The 12,871-nt window shown below is 71.4% G+C and carries 14 protein-coding genes; 4 read left to right on the top strand and 10 right to left on the bottom strand.

Going from position 1 to position 12,871, the window contains the following annotated elements; genetic code table 11:
- Positions 1 to 72 precede the first annotated feature (72 nt).
- The gene (locus tag INT49_RS05705) at positions 73 to 975 is read left to right on the top strand and encodes a 1,4-dihydroxy-2-naphthoate polyprenyltransferase (protein ID WP_193116755.1); all 903 of its coding nucleotides are present in this window, start codon (positions 73 to 75) and stop codon (positions 973 to 975) included.
- A gap of 4 nt (positions 976 to 979) precedes the next feature.
- Here INT49_RS05705 and INT49_RS05700 read toward each other — a convergent pair whose 3' ends face one another.
- A complete protein-coding gene (locus tag INT49_RS05700; protein WP_193116754.1) occupies positions 980 to 1,381 on the bottom strand; it encodes a DUF4229 domain-containing protein in 402 nt (133 codons plus the stop codon).
- Positions 1,382 to 1,601: 220 nt separating this feature from the next.
- Here INT49_RS05700 and INT49_RS05695 point away from each other — a divergent pair, with 220 nt between their 5' ends.
- The gene (locus tag INT49_RS05695; RefSeq protein WP_193116753.1) at positions 1,602 to 1,943 is read left to right on the top strand and encodes a PLD nuclease N-terminal domain-containing protein; all 342 of its coding nucleotides are present in this window, start codon (positions 1,602 to 1,604) and stop codon (positions 1,941 to 1,943) included.
- Between the two features lie 94 nt (positions 1,944 to 2,037).
- Here INT49_RS05695 and ccsB read toward each other — a convergent pair whose 3' ends face one another.
- From ccsB to INT49_RS05665, 6 genes are all read right to left on the bottom strand, one after another.
- Positions 2,038 to 3,150 (bottom strand): c-type cytochrome biogenesis protein CcsB, encoded by a 1,113-nt coding sequence (ccsB, locus tag INT49_RS05690; RefSeq protein ID WP_193116752.1) that lies wholly within the window; start codon positions 3,148 to 3,150, stop codon positions 2,038 to 2,040.
- Positions 3,147 to 4,940: a cytochrome c biogenesis protein ResB gene (gene resB / locus INT49_RS05685; RefSeq protein WP_193116751.1), complete on the bottom strand. Its 1,794-nt coding sequence runs from the start codon at positions 4,938 to 4,940 to the stop codon at positions 3,147 to 3,149. The genes ccsB and resB overlap by 4 nt, the downstream gene beginning before the upstream one ends.
- Positions 4,940 to 5,743 (bottom strand): cytochrome c biogenesis CcdA family protein, encoded by an 804-nt coding sequence (locus tag INT49_RS05680; protein ID WP_193116861.1) that lies wholly within the window; start codon positions 5,741 to 5,743, stop codon positions 4,940 to 4,942. The genes resB and INT49_RS05680 overlap by 1 nt, the downstream gene beginning before the upstream one ends.
- Positions 5,744 to 5,784: 41 nt before the next feature.
- Positions 5,785 to 6,381, bottom strand: coding sequence for a TlpA family protein disulfide reductase (locus tag INT49_RS05675; protein ID WP_193116750.1), 597 nt, complete (start codon positions 6,379 to 6,381; stop codon positions 5,785 to 5,787).
- A complete protein-coding gene (locus INT49_RS05670) occupies positions 6,378 to 7,025 on the bottom strand; it encodes a histidine phosphatase family protein (RefSeq protein ID WP_193116749.1) in 648 nt (215 codons plus the stop codon). Before INT49_RS05670 ends, INT49_RS05675 begins: the two co-directional genes overlap by 4 nt.
- Positions 7,026 to 7,127: 102 nt before the next feature.
- Positions 7,128 to 7,700 carry a MarR family winged helix-turn-helix transcriptional regulator gene (locus INT49_RS05665; RefSeq protein WP_193116748.1) on the bottom strand — a complete coding sequence of 191 codons (573 nt, stop codon included), beginning with the start codon at positions 7,698 to 7,700 and terminating at the stop codon, positions 7,128 to 7,130.
- 126 nt (positions 7,701 to 7,826) lie between these two features.
- On the opposite strand from INT49_RS05665, the gene INT49_RS05660 reads away from it, so the two are divergent.
- The gene (locus INT49_RS05660; RefSeq protein ID WP_193116747.1) at positions 7,827 to 8,357 is read left to right on the top strand and encodes a YceI family protein; all 531 of its coding nucleotides are present in this window, start codon (positions 7,827 to 7,829) and stop codon (positions 8,355 to 8,357) included.
- Between the two features lie 208 nt (positions 8,358 to 8,565).
- Positions 8,566 to 8,871, top strand: coding sequence for a glutaredoxin family protein (locus INT49_RS05655; RefSeq protein WP_193116746.1), 306 nt, complete (start codon positions 8,566 to 8,568; stop codon positions 8,869 to 8,871).
- 216 nt (positions 8,872 to 9,087) lie between these two features.
- Here INT49_RS05655 and INT49_RS05650 read toward each other — a convergent pair whose 3' ends face one another.
- The 3 genes from INT49_RS05650 to INT49_RS05640 all read right to left on the bottom strand — a co-directional run bounded on the left by INT49_RS05650 (position 9,088) and on the right by INT49_RS05640 (position 12,791).
- Positions 9,088 to 9,186, bottom strand: coding sequence for a 30S ribosomal protein bS22 (locus INT49_RS05650; RefSeq protein WP_074712200.1), 99 nt, complete (start codon positions 9,184 to 9,186; stop codon positions 9,088 to 9,090).
- Positions 9,187 to 9,339: 153 nt separating this feature from the next.
- On the bottom strand, positions 9,340 to 11,040 hold the full coding sequence (locus INT49_RS05645; protein WP_193116745.1) for a GTPase family protein: 1,701 nt from the start codon (positions 11,038 to 11,040) through the stop codon (positions 9,340 to 9,342).
- On the bottom strand, positions 11,037 to 12,791 hold the full coding sequence (locus INT49_RS05640; RefSeq protein WP_193116744.1) for a dynamin family protein: 1,755 nt from the start codon (positions 12,789 to 12,791) through the stop codon (positions 11,037 to 11,039). Before INT49_RS05640 ends, INT49_RS05645 begins: the two co-directional genes overlap by 4 nt.
- Positions 12,792 to 12,871 lie beyond the last annotated feature (80 nt).

Genomic DNA, 12,871 nt, shown 5'->3' with positions numbered 1-12,871 from the left:
GGAACGCGCCAGGGCCACCGCGTATCCTCGATGAGGCCGTGATCCGTCGGCCACGACCTGTCGAGGAGCACCATGGCCAGCCTGTCGCAGTGGGTGCAGGGCGCCCGACCCCGCACCCTCCCCGCCGCCTTCGCCCCGGTCGCCGCCGGCACCGGCGTCGCGATCTGGCAGCTGGCCCAGCAGCCCGGGGGTGTGGACTGGGCACTGGTCGTCCCGCGAGCGCTGCTCGCCCTCGCCGTGGCCCTGTGTCTGCAGATCGGCGTGAACTACGCCAACGACTACTCCGACGGCATCCGCGGCACCGACGACGACCGGGTGGGCCCCTTCCGCCTCACCGGATCCCGCGCCGCCGCCCCGAAGACCGTCAAGGCCGCCGCGATCGGCGCCCTGGCGGCCGGAGCACTGTTCGGCATCGTCCTCATCGCCCTCGCCCAGATCTGGCTGACTCTCCTCGTCGGGGCGGCCGCCGTCGCCGCCGCCTGGTTCTACACCGGCGGGAAGAAGCCCTACGGGTACCTGGGCCTCGGCGAGCTGTTCGTGTTCGTCTTCTTCGGCCTGGTCGCCGTCAACCTCACCGCCTACGCGATCACGCCCCACCCCAACTGGGTCGCTCTGCTCGCCTCGATCGCGATCGGTCTGCTGGCCGTGGCGATCATGCTGACCAACAACCTGCGCGACATCCCCACCGACTCGATCGCCGGCAAGCACACCCTCGCGGTGCGGCTCGGCGATCGCAGGACCCGTGCCCTGTTCGCGGTGACGCAGCTGGCACCGTTCGTGCTCATGGTGCCGGTGATGGTGGTGCAGTGGCCGGTGGTCGTGGTGCTGCTCGCCCTGCCGCTGGCGATCTCCCCGCTGCGCATCGTGCTGCGCGGCGCGGGTGGGCGCGACCTGATCCCGGTCCTCGGCGCCTCCGGGCGGCTCGAGCTGGTGTTCTCGCTGCTGCTGCTGCTCGGCCTGTGCCTGTGCCTGTGAGGGCTCAGCGTCCGTCGGCCGACGGGCTCGCCGGATCCTCGGCCGGGAGCTCGGGCAGCTGACCGGGGCCGGCAGGTGACGCCGTGGTCGAGCCGGACTCCTCGGTGACGTCGGTGCCATGGGCGCCGTCCGCCGCGGCGGCCTCGGCATCCAGGAACGAGTCCTCCGCCTCGGCATCTTCATCGACGTCATCGGCGTGACGCTCACGGCGCCTGTCGTCGGCGGCCTTCCAGCGCATCGCGGCGGCATCGCGCACCCGGTTGAGGAAGAGGATCGAGATCAGCATCGCGATCAGAGCGGCGAGCACGCCGGCGAGCATCACCCCGACGTCGAACAGGGTGAGCACCCACCAGATCCCGGCCCACAGGACCAGTCGGATGACGGCGAACAAGACCATTTCTCGCATGCTCCCAGAGTAGTTCGCCCGCCTGGGTGCTCACCCGCCCGGCGGGCTGCGATCGGTCGCCCCTGCCCGGCGCCGCGGGCCCGCTCGTCGAGCACTGCGGGTCCGCTCGTCGAGCTCCGCGCTCCGCCTCGCGCCTCGAGGCGCCGCCCGCACGCTGTGCTCACCCCTCTGCTCGCCCCCTCTGCCGCTGGGGTTCAGGTGGGGTCACTACACTCCGAGCATGCTCCGCGGTCTTGTCGCAGTCCTCTCCATCGCCCTCACCGTCTTCGCGCTCGCCGATTGCGTGCAGACGGAGGACGACAAGATCCGAGGGATCCCCAAATGGGCGTGGATCGTGCTGATCGTGCTGCTGCCCTGGGTGGGACCGATCACCTGGCTGGTCGTCGGCAAGGACCGCACCGGCCCGGCCCCGAAGCGCCCGCAGCGGCGCGGGCCGTCCGCCCCGGACGAGGACCCCGACTTCCTGCGCAAGCTCGACGAGGACATCCGCCGGGAGCGCCGGGAGCGCGGCCAGAACGGCTCGGGCGAGGGCCCGGCCGACCCGGACACGCCTCGCAGCTGAGCTCGCACGCCAGATCCTGTACGACGCACGCGGCCCCGTATGGACTTGAGTCCACACGGGGCCGCGTGCTGTTGGTGGGTGCTGCCTGCGCTGCTCAGAGACCCGAGTACGAGTGCAGGCCGTTGATGATCGTGTTGACGATCGTGTAGTTGAAGACCACGGCCAGGAAGCCCACGAGGGCGAGGCCGGCCGCACGGCTGCCGCGGAAGCCCCCGGTGGCGCGTGCGTGCAGGTAGGCCGCGTAGACCACCCAGATGATGAAGGTCCAGACCTCCTTGGGGTCCCAGCCCCAGTAGCGGCCCCAGGCATCGCGGCCCCAGATCGCCCCGAAGATCAGGGTGAAGGTCCAGCCCACGAAGGCCACCGAGTGGATCCGGAAGCTCAGCGCCTCCAGCACCGTGGAGCTGGGCAGCCGGTCCAGCACGTGGCCGAAACGACCCCAGTGCTCGGGGAACTGGTCGTCATCGGACACCCGCTCGACCAGTGCGCGCTCGTGGCGGGCCTGCAGCAGCTGCAGGGAGGCGACGACGGCGCCGAGGATCGACAGGGCCGTGGACATGATCGCGACGGAGATGTGGATGTAGAGCCAGTGGGAGTTCTGCAGGCTCGGGGTCAGCTCCGCGGCCGGCACGATCCACAGCGTCTGGGCCAGCAGCAGCACCAGCAGCACCGGCCCGATCACGAAGGTGCCCAGGATCCGCAGCTCGGCGCGCTTGATCGAGAAGATCAGGAAGGCCACCATCACCACGGCGGTGCTCGTCGTCGCGAACTCGTACATGTTCGTCCAGGGCACCCGCTGGGTGGCCGCCGCGCGCGTGGCCACGCCGAAGATGTGCAGGACCGTGGCCGCGACGGCGAGGATGAAGGCGAAGGTCTGCGCCGTCATCGAGCTCGAGCTCGCGGCAGATGACCGTGCGCCGGTCGCTCCGGCGTCCTCACCCGCACCCGCCGGGGCCGCTCCCGCGGCCGCGGCCGGGGAGTCGGTGCCTGCGGGCCCGGCCGTACCGGTCGCACCGGCCGCGCCGGCCGTCACGGACTGCTTCGCGCGGGCTGCCTCGTGCGCCTCGCGGGCGGCCAGTCGTTCGTCGCTGCGCTTCTGCGAGGTGGAGGCGAGATCGGCCGAGAAGCCGATCAGCGCGAGCACGTACAGCACGATCGTTACCACGATGGCGAGATTCGAGATCTCCGCCAGCTGCTGGTCAATCACTGTGCACTTCCTTCGTGGTGGTCATCGGTGGTGTCGTCGATCTGAACAGGGTCCGCGGGCGATGGTCCGGCGGGCCCGCCCGTCCCATCCTGCGCCTCGGAGAGCTTCGTGGCGAGTGCCCGCACGTCATCGGGCAGCGCCGGGTCGTCGCTCCGGGAGAGACCGGCGACCTCGAGCACGACGGTGCCGTCGGGCCCGGACCGGTCCCCGACCCGCACCCACAGGCGCCGGCGGGGCACGAACAGCGACAGGATCAAGCCGCCCACAGCGGTCAGGGCGCTCACGAGCACCCAGCGCTCGAAGGGGTCATGGGCGACATCGAACGCGGCGTAGCGCTTGACGCCGTCGAAGCTGATCGTGGTGCCGTCCGGGAGCTCGAAGATCTGACCGGGGGCGAGGCTGATCAGCACGGGCGTGCCGTCGTCCCCGGTGACCGGCGTCAGCGTGGAGACGTCGACCTCGTAGGCGTTCTGCGGGATGCCGGAGTCGAGGCCGAGATCGCCCTTGTGAACGGTGAGCGCGAGCTGGGGATCCGCGAGATCGGGGTAGATCGAGTGCGGGCCCTCCTCGTCGATGACGCCGGTGGGCAGGAAGAAGCCGACGACGGCGAGCTGGTCGGGTCGGGCGTCGGGCGCCTTGATCACGAGCTGGGAGGTGTATCCGACGTCGCCCATCGGCACGGTGATGACCGGGCCCTGGGCCACGACGTTGCCCTCCGGGTCCGTCACGGTGACGTCGGGCGCGTAGCCGTTGCCGAGCAGGTACATGGAGGTGCCGTCGACGTGCAGGGGCTTGTTGACCTGCAGCGTGCGCTGCTCCTGTTTCTCGCCCGGCGTCGTCACGTCGATGTCGGCCTCGAAGGACAGGGGCTGGCCCACCCGGCTCTCGTCGGCGCCCTCGAGCACGTACTCCGCCCGGAACTCGTCCAGCGTGAACTGGAAGGGGGAGAGCTCGGAGGTGTCGAACCAGGCCCCGGACTCGAAGGAGTCGTACTGGGTCAGCGAGTTGGTGAAGCCCTGACCCTCGATCACGGTGATCTGGCCGCGATAGCTCGTCAGCTGCCCGCCGGCGACGCAGATCAGCACCCCCACCAGAGCGATGTGGAACAGGAGGTTACCGCTCTCGCGCAGCAGCCCGCGCTCGGCGCTGACGGATCGTGATCCCGTCTCCTCGCGGACATCGGTGCGATAGCGCGAGCGCCGCAGCGACCGGCGCGCGGTCTCCAGCAGGGCGTCGGCGTCGGCTCCCGGGAGCTCGACGCGGGTGTAGCCGGTGAAGCGGGTCAGGCGCGACGGGGTGCGCGGGGGCTTCGCGCGCACCTGACGCAGGTGCACGCCCACCCGCGGGATGATGCAGCCGATCAGGGAGATGAACAGCAGCAGGTAGATGGCCGAGAACCACGGCGAGGAGAAGACCTCGAAGAAACCCAGCGTGTCCAGGAGCTTCCCCCAGCGGCCGTTCTCCTCGAGGAACTGGTCGGTCAGCGCGGGGTTCACGCTGCGCTGCGGGTACAGCGAGCCGGGCACGGCGGCGATCGCGAGCAGCATCAGCAGGATCAGTGCGGTCTGCATGCTGGTCAGCTGGCGCCACAGGAACAGGAGCGTTCCGCGCAGTCCGAGCGCCGGGGCGTTCACCCCCCGCGGTGGGCGCCGGGGACCGTCCTTGTCGCGCTTGCTGCTCCAGGTGTCGACGCTCGCGGAGTGCGGCGCGCTGTCGGGGTTCGGTGTCCTGCTCAGAGTCTCGTCCGTCCCATCGGAGGGGTGCGTGCGGTCTGCGTCGTCGGGGGCCATCACACGACCGTCTCGTAGGTCGCGATGAGGCCCTGCAGCTGGCTCATCCAGGTCGACCAGACGCCGGTCATGAGCAGCACACCGATCGCGATGAGCAGGGCGCCCGAGAGCAGCCCGATCGTGCGGCGGTGGGCCGAGAGCTTCTTGGACAACCCCAGGGCACGGTCGAAGAGGAGGGCGAACAGCACGAACGGGATGCCCAGGCCGAGCGAGTACGCGAGGGCCAGGATACCGCCGCGCAGCGCGGCGCCGGAGCCGCCGCCATCGAGCGACAGGGCCACGATCGCGGCGTAGGTGGGGCCGATGCAGGGCGTCCAGCTGAGCCCGAAGATCAGGCCCATCAGCGGCGCGCCGAGCAGTCCGGCGTCGGGGCGCTTGCTGGTCACGGGCCGATTGGATCCCAGGCCCGGGAAGACGCCCATGAAGACCAGGCCCATCAGCAGCACGATCGCGCCGGCCACCCGGTTGATCCAGACGGCGTACTCCTGCAGGAGGAAGCCCAGGGCTCCGGCGAAGCCGCCGAGCACCATGAACACCACGGCGAAGCCGGCCACGAAGAGCAGGCTCCCGGCGAGCATCCGGCCCATTCCGGGCCGCTTGGCACTGGGCCGCCGGCCCGCCGTGGCTCCGACGCCGGAGGTCACGGCGCTCTGGCCGGCCAGCCCGGAGACGTATCCGAGGTAGCCGGGGACCACCGGCAGCACGCACGGCGACAGGAAGGCCACGAGGCCCGCCGCCGCGGCGACCGCGACGGCGAGCAGGAGGGATCCGGACAGCGCTGTCGCCTGGAACGCGGCGCCCATATCGGCGGTGATCGTCTCGGCAGTGATCATGTCGGCAGTGATCATTCGGCCAGCACCGTGTCGATCATGGCGCGCAGGGTCGACGGGTCGGCGCCACCGGAGATGCGGGCGGCGACACGGCCCTCGCGGTCCAGCACGAGGGTGGAGGGCACGGCGTTCGGGGAGACCTGCCCGCGCAGCGCGTACATGATCTGCGCATCGGGGTCCGGCAGCGAGGGGTAGGTGATCCCGTAGTTCTCCTCGAAGGCCTTCGCGGGGCCTGCGGAGTCGCGCACGTTGACGCCGACGAACGAGACGCCCTGATCAGCGTAGTCCTCATGGATGGCCTGCAGGTCCGGGGCCTCCTTCCGGCACGGCGGGCAGGAGGCGTACCAGACGTTGACCACGAGCAGCTCGCCGCGCAGGTCCACGGAGGAGAAGTCCTCGTCCTCGAAGGTGGTGCCGGCGATCTCGAGCGGGTCGGTGCGCTCCGCGGCCGGGATCTCGGTGGTCACGCCGTCGCCGGAGACGTATCCGGAGTCGTAGCGGGAGCTGGTGTCGGAGCCGCAGGCGGCCAGGAGAAGCGCTGCCGGCAGTGTTCCGCCCAGGCCGAGCAGGCGACGGCGGGAGAGCCGCGCCGGGGTGTTCCTCGCGTTCACGTCAGCCTGCCTCCGGTGGCATCGACCGCCCCGGCGTAGAGCTCGGCCGCCGGTTCGGCGTAGCCGACGTCAGCCAGGTGGGGGCCGACGAAACGCAGGCTGGTCACCGAGCACAGCCCGCACTGCCGGCGACGGGGGTCATGGAACAGGGGCTTGCCCTCGGCGCTGCGGCGGGTCACCCAGATCGGCAGCTGGTGGAGCACCAGCACGGCCTCGTGGCCCTCGGCCGCGGCGCGCGCATCGTGCACGGCGGCGATCACGCGGGCCACCTGCTCGCGGTAGGGCTCCCCCCACGAGGGGCGCAGCGGATTGCGGAACCAGCGCCAGTTGCGCGGATCGCTGAGCTTCGCCTCGCCGTGCCCCATCCGGTGGCCCTCGAAGTGGTTCCCGGACTCGATGATCCGCGGGTCCGAGGTGACCTCGAGGCCGTGGGCGGCGGCGATGGGCGCCGCGGTCTGCTGCGCGCGCAGGAGGGGCGAGGAGCGCACCAGGGCGATGTCGGAGTCCGCCAGGTGGTCGGCGACCCGGCCGGCCATCTGCACTCCACGATCGCTCAGCCGGTAACCGGGCATGCGGCCGTACAGGATGCGATCGGGGTTGTGCACCTCGCCGTGGCGGACGAGGTGGACGGTGGTGGTGCTCACGAGTGCGCGGTCCTCCCTCAGGAGATCAGCAGGCTCGGCGGCGCCGAGGGGTTCTGCAGCCGATGGGGTCAGCCGCCACACGGTACCAACCCAACCTCCGGATCAGCTCTGAGGATCGGCCTCGACGTGAGGTGCCGGACTCCCCAGGCCGATCGGAGCGTCCTCGGGCACCGCGCGGCCCAGGATCCGACCCAGCTCGAGGAAGTCGTCATGGCCGACGACATCCAGCAGCAGCTCCCTCACCGAGCGCACATGCGTGGGGGCAGCCCGCTCCAGGAGCTCCCGGCCGGCGGCGGTCAGCTGCGCCTGCCGTCCGCGTCCGTCGCTCGAGCAGCGCACCCGCTCCACGATCCCGCGCTTCTCCATCCGGGAGATGGTGTGCGTCAGGCGCGACCGGGAGTGGACCACCCGATCCGCGAGCTCCGACATGCGCAGGAACTGGTCCGATGCCTCGGACAGGCGCACGAGGATCTCGTACTCCCCCAGCGTCAGGTCGATCTCCGCATCCGCCTGCAGCGCGTCGGAGAGCCGGTCGTTCAGCAGCGTGCTCGCGTAGAGGAAGCTGCGCCACGCCTTCTGCTCCGGCTGGCTCAGCCAGAGCCCCTCGGGCGTCGACACGGGGTTCTCCGTGGTCGCGTCGCCCTCACCGTCATCACTTGACTGTATGTCCTGCATCACTGTCTCCTTGGTCCTGAGCGGAAGTCCCTTGCATCGCTCTCGAGTATAGTTTATGTTTCAAGCAACAGCGTGGTGATCGACCGTCGATCACAGTCGCACCAGTCGACCTCAAGGAGACATCACATGAACGACCTCACCCCCGGCACCTGGACCCTCGACGCCAGCCACACCTCCGCGAGCTTCACCGTGCGTCACGCCGGCATCTCCAAGGCCCGCGGCCAGTTCACCGACGTCGACGGCGTCCTCGAGGTCGGAGAGGGCGGCCAGAACCTCTCCTTCCGCACCTCGCTGAAGACCGCCTCGGTCAACACCTCCAACGCCGACCGTGACAACCACCTCCGCAGCGGCGACTTCTTCGACGCGGAGACCTTCCCGGAGATCACCTTCGTCTCCACCGAGGTCAAGGGCGACAAGCTCGTGGGCGATCTGACCATCCGTGACACCACGAAGCAGGTCGAGCTCGACTTCGCCTACGAGGGTTCCGCGACCGACCCCTTCGGCATCTACCGCGCGGGCTTCACGGGCGAGACCAAGATCTCCCGCAAGGACTTCGGCCTGACCTGGAACGCGGCTCTCGAGGCCGGCGGCGTGCTGGTCGCCGACGACGTCAAGATCTCCATCGAGGCGGAGTTCACGGCGCCCACCGCCGCCTGATCTCCCGCACGATCCCCCCGGGCGCTCACACCGCGCCCCGGGGACCCGACGAGCCGTCCGCCGAACGCGGACGGCTCGTCGTCGTTCCAGCCCCTGTGCCTGCGCCGGCATCTGCATCTGTGTCTGCGTCCGTGCTGCGTGCACGATGCCCCACTTCCTGATCTCCCCGGCCCCTGCCGGGGACTGCCGTCCCGCTAAGGTTCCTTCCATGACCAGCCAGCGCATCCCCACCCCCACGGACCCGGATGCCCGGATCCTGTACCTGACCCGAGAGGGCTGTCATCTGTGCGACGACGCCCTGCCGGTGGTCCGGGCCGAGGCTGATCGCGTCGGCTCCACGGTCGAGGTGCGGGACATCGACGAGGACGAGGCGCTGCGCGAGGACTGGGACTACGACGTCCCCGTGGTGATCGTCGACGGCGCCGTCCACACCAAGTATCGCGTGGATGCCGAGCTGCTGCGGGCCGCTCTGACGAAGCGTCCCTGGTGGCGCCGCCTCACCGGCCGCGCCTGACGAGCCGCGCTCGAGCCGCCCGTCGGCCGGCGAGCCCGCCCGTCGGCCAGCGAGCCCGTCCGTCAGCCGACGAGCCGGTCCGTCAGCCGACGAGCCCGTCCGTCAGGCGGCGAGCCCTTCCTCCAGGCGGCAAGCCCGCCCGTCAGCCGGCGACTCCGCCCCGAACGTGCAACGGCCCCCACCTCGCGGTGGGGGCCGTTGCGCATCACACAGTGCTCACTTCTTGTTGCGGCGCTGGTGGCGGGTCTTGCGAAGCTGCTTGCGGTGCTTCTTCTTGGACATGCGCTTGCGTCGCTTCTTGACGACAGAACCCATAGGTTGCCTCTTGTTCTGCAGGCCAACGCCTGCGGGATGGTCCAGCTGATCAGGAGTGCGCGGCCCGCGAGGACTGCTCTGGAGCAGTCCAGCGATACTGCGCGGGCCCGACGCCACGGTCTACCAATCATTCTACACGGGACTTCTGGATCCTCATCCGCGAGCGAATGCGATATCCCTCGCAACGGAGTCCGCGCGCGAGAGCGTCTCCTCCACCTCGGCGACCACATGGGTCAGCGCGACCTCCCGCACCCGGCCCAGCAGCACTCCTCGTGCCCGGCGCCGGTACCAGGACGCGGTGACCGCGGCGAGGGCCCCGCCCAGGAGCCCGAGGAGGATCCCCACGGCGATCCCGAGCACGAGCAGCGCCGTGGGCAACGGGATGGGGATCCACAGCTCCTGGATCATCGGCATCGGCGGCGGCGGGATCTGGAAGAACACCAGGACGACGTTCAGAGCCAGCCACCCCAGCCCCACCACCCAGACGAGCATCGCCAGCCACTGGAGCACGTCGAGCACCGGCCACCACCAGGAGGTGCTCCGGGCCCGCAGATCGGCGCCGGCGACCGCCTGGTCGAGGGCGTCGGGGAGATCGTCCTCCCGGGACCGTGCGGCGTCGCGCACCGCGGACCGCCAGGCATCCCCACCGCCCTCCGAGGCGGCGTCGGCGAAGTGCCGGACCCCGCCGGAGGCGCGAGCCCGGGCGGCGGCGTCCGGCTCCGGCAGGGAGGTGCGCTCCACCTGCGCCCCGTCTCGCTCCTGACCGATGCCCAGACGTCGCAGCGGGTCGGGGCGCACCGTCCGCAGCCAGCGCAGCGGAGGCCAGCCCACCCGACCGGCGGCCCGGTGGCGGTAGGAGGCGCCCACGGCCTGGGCGACAGGTTCCACCCGGGCGGCCGCCGCGAGGTCCTCGACCAGGGCGTCGATCTCGCCGTCCTCCGCTGCGGCGGGGAGCCCTGACGGGTCCGCGGCCTGCTGCAGCAGCTCCGCCCCGCCGCGCACATCGGCGCGCTGGCGATCGGCGGCCGCCTCCCGGGTGTGGGCGAGGGAGATGAGGTGCCAGCGCAGCTCCTCGACCCCTTCGCCGGTGGTCGCGGAGGTCGCGAAGACCGGCGCCTGGTCGAGTCCGTCGGCCCGCGCGATGGACTCCAGGGACTCGAGCACCCCCGCGCGCTCGTCCTCCCGGATCCGATCGATCTGGTTGAGCACCAGCAGGGTGACGGCGTCATGGCCGGCGAAGGGCTGCACGAACTCCTGGTGGAGCACCGCATCGGCGTACTTCTGCGGGTCGGTGACCCACACGATCACGTCGACCATGCCGGTCATGCGTTCGGCGATCTCACGGTTCGCGCTCTCGACGGAGTCGAGGTCCGGCAGGTCCAGCAGCACGATGCCGGGCGGGGCCGCCGGCTCCGAGCGCCGGGCGCGGCGGCCGCTCGCCGTCGGGACGGCCGCGGTCTCGAGGGCTGCCCCGGTGCCCTCGAGGGCGTGGCGGTCCTCCACCTCCAGCCAGTCCAGCAGGGCGTCGCTGCCGGTCGCCCCGAGCACGGCGGCGACCGGTCTCGACGTGGTGGGCCGTCGCACCGCGGCCTGGGTGATATCGACCCCGACCAGGGCGTTGACCAAGGAGGACTTCCCCGAGCCGGTGGCTCCGAACAGGCCGATCACCGTGTGCTCGGCGGAGAGCGCACGGCGCCGGTCGATCCGCGAGAGCAGGTCGCGGACCTCGTCCACGTCATGGCTCGGGGCGACGCCGTCCAGGCCGTCTGCCGCGCGATCCAGCGCCTCGATCCGCTCGGCCAGCGGGGCCGTGCCGGCGCCGGAGCGCTTCGAACGGGTCAGCAGCGGGCTCATGAGTCCTCCCGGATCTCTCGGGCGAGCTGGTCCAGGGCGTCGGCATCGGCGACGAGGTCCTGCGAGTTCGTGGTCCCCCCGAGGGCGTCGAGCCGGTCCAGGAAGGGCCTGGAGCGTTCCGAGACCAGGGCGTCGAGGCGTTCGGTGAGGCGCTCACGGGCCACCCGCGCCATCCGGCGCACCGCCTCGTCCCCGAAGATGGTCTCCAGCAGCTTCTGGCCGACGACCGCGGTCGCCGCGCCCGCTCCGACCTCGAGGCCGGTGGGGACGAAGGCGGTGGAGGCGAAGACGACGACCATGAGCGCCACGCCGACGGCGTTCACGCCGAGGGAGAGCAGGCGGGCCTTGGTGCGACGGTCCGCGCCCTCCTGGCGCACGAGGTCGAGCACATCGCCCTGCCAGGCACGGATCGCGGCGGAGACGTCCTCGCGGTAGCCCTCGGGGATCCGGGAGAGGTCCTCGCCCTCGGCGAGCACGCGCCCGGCGGGGGCGGCGCGCCAGGCGGCCTCGGCCCGTTCGGCGCCGCGCGCGGTCTCGTCGATCACGACGTGCACGAGGCCGGTGCCGAGGGCCTGCTCGGCGGCGACCGAGGGGGCGGGCTTGCCGCTGATCGCGAGTCCCACCCGATCGCGGACCCTGGTGAACAGGCCCTCGACGCTGCGGAAGAACTCGCCCGTGCCGACCACGTCCTGCCAGCGGGCGAGCACCTCGCCGCGCAGCAGGGAGCCGTCGCCGAGGGCGTCGTCGATCCGTTCGCGGGAGCCGGAGAAGGCGGCGATCGCCTCCTCCCGCAGCCGCTGGCGCTCGGCCTCCTGGCTCTGCGCATGCTCGGCGATGCTGCGGGTGGAGCCGGCCAGCCCGGAGACGGCACCGGCGAGGGTGCGGCGGGCGATCCGGCTGCGGCCGTCGGCGTCCGCCGCGAGGTGATCGAAATGCTCCTGGAGCTCGGAGATCGCGGCCGGGGGCAGCATCCCGGAGGCGTCGAGCTCCGTCTCGGCCACCAGGAACAGCCTGGTGACCTCGATGCCGTTGCGCTCGAGCATGGCGCGCAGGTCCTCGGCGAGCTCCTCGGAGACGCCCTCGCGATCGGGGATGCGGTTCATGACCACGTCGACGGTGACATCGCGCTCGGCGGCGGTGCGCAGCACGTCCCACGGCACGGCGTCCGCATAGCGGTTCGCGGTGGTCACGAACAGCCAGAGATCTGCGGCGCGCAGCAGCTGCCGGGCCAGCTCCCGGTTGCCCGTCGCCACCGAGTCGATGTCCGGGGCGTCGAGCAGGGCCAGGCCCTGGGGGATGCGCTCCTCGGCGTGGAGCTCGAGGCTCGTCGCGGGGTCGACGTCCCCCGTGGTGTCGCCGGCGTGGGGTGCCTCGGCGTCGCGCGCGGCGCCGACGTGGACCCGGGCGAGCCCGGGCAGGATGCGGCTGCCGGCGAACCAGGCCTCGTCCGCAGGATGGTGCAGCAGCACGGGCCGACGGGTCGTGGGCCGGATCGCGCCGGAGCGGCTCACCATCTCGCCCACCAGGGCGTTGACCAGGGTGGACTTCCCGGCACCCGTGGAGCCTCCGATGACCACGAGCAGCGGGGCGTCGAGCGACTCCAGACGCGGGACGACATGGTCCCCGAGCTGCGAGAGCGCCGCGCCCACCTCGTCACGGGCCTGCTGCGCGCCGTCCACCGGGAGCGGAAGCTCCACCGCGCGCAGATGCTCGGCGAAGGTGTCGAGCACTCCTGTCGACAGTGACGTCATGGTTCCCCCGAAAGTTCTGGTGTTCTGCCCGGACTCGCGCCGCCCGGGCCCTATTGTCTCAGGGCCGGTCCGGGCGCGGG

Source organism: Brachybacterium tyrofermentans (assembly GCF_014897585.1).
GTDB classification, from domain to species: domain Bacteria; phylum Actinomycetota; class Actinomycetes; order Actinomycetales; family Dermabacteraceae; genus Brachybacterium; species Brachybacterium tyrofermentans.
Note: the sequence above shows the minus strand (reverse complement) of the source record. Positions and strands in the feature narration are given on the sequence as shown.

Bases quoted from the DNA above. Each gene is read 5' to 3' on its own strand.
- INT49_RS05705 (WP_193116755.1), top strand. From the start codon at position 73: ATGGCCAGCCTGTCGCAGTGGGTGCAGGGCGCCCGACCCCGCACCCTC.
- INT49_RS05700 (WP_193116754.1), bottom strand. From the start codon at position 1,381: ATGCGAGAAATGGTCTTGTTCGCCGTCATCCGACTGGTCCTGTGGGCC.
- INT49_RS05695 (WP_193116753.1), top strand. From the start codon at position 1,602: ATGCTCCGCGGTCTTGTCGCAGTCCTCTCCATCGCCCTCACCGTCTTC.
- resB (WP_193116751.1), bottom strand. From the start codon at position 4,940: ATGGCCCCCGACGACGCAGACCGCACGCACCCCTCCGATGGGACGGAC.
- INT49_RS05680 (WP_193116861.1), bottom strand. From the start codon at position 5,743: ATGGGCGCCGCGTTCCAGGCGACAGCGCTGTCCGGATCCCTCCTGCTC.
- INT49_RS05665 (WP_193116748.1), bottom strand. From the start codon at position 7,700: ATGCAGGACATACAGTCAAGTGATGACGGTGAGGGCGACGCGACCACG.
- INT49_RS05660 (WP_193116747.1), top strand. From the start codon at position 7,827: ATGAACGACCTCACCCCCGGCACCTGGACCCTCGACGCCAGCCACACC.
- INT49_RS05655 (WP_193116746.1), top strand. From the start codon at position 8,566: ATGACCAGCCAGCGCATCCCCACCCCCACGGACCCGGATGCCCGGATC.
- INT49_RS05650 (WP_074712200.1), bottom strand. From the start codon at position 9,186: ATGGGTTCTGTCGTCAAGAAGCGACGCAAGCGCATGTCCAAGAAGAAG.
- INT49_RS05645 (WP_193116745.1), bottom strand. From the start codon at position 11,040: ATGAGCCCGCTGCTGACCCGTTCGAAGCGCTCCGGCGCCGGCACGGCC.
- INT49_RS05640 (WP_193116744.1), bottom strand. From the start codon at position 12,791: ATGACGTCACTGTCGACAGGAGTGCTCGACACCTTCGCCGAGCATCTG.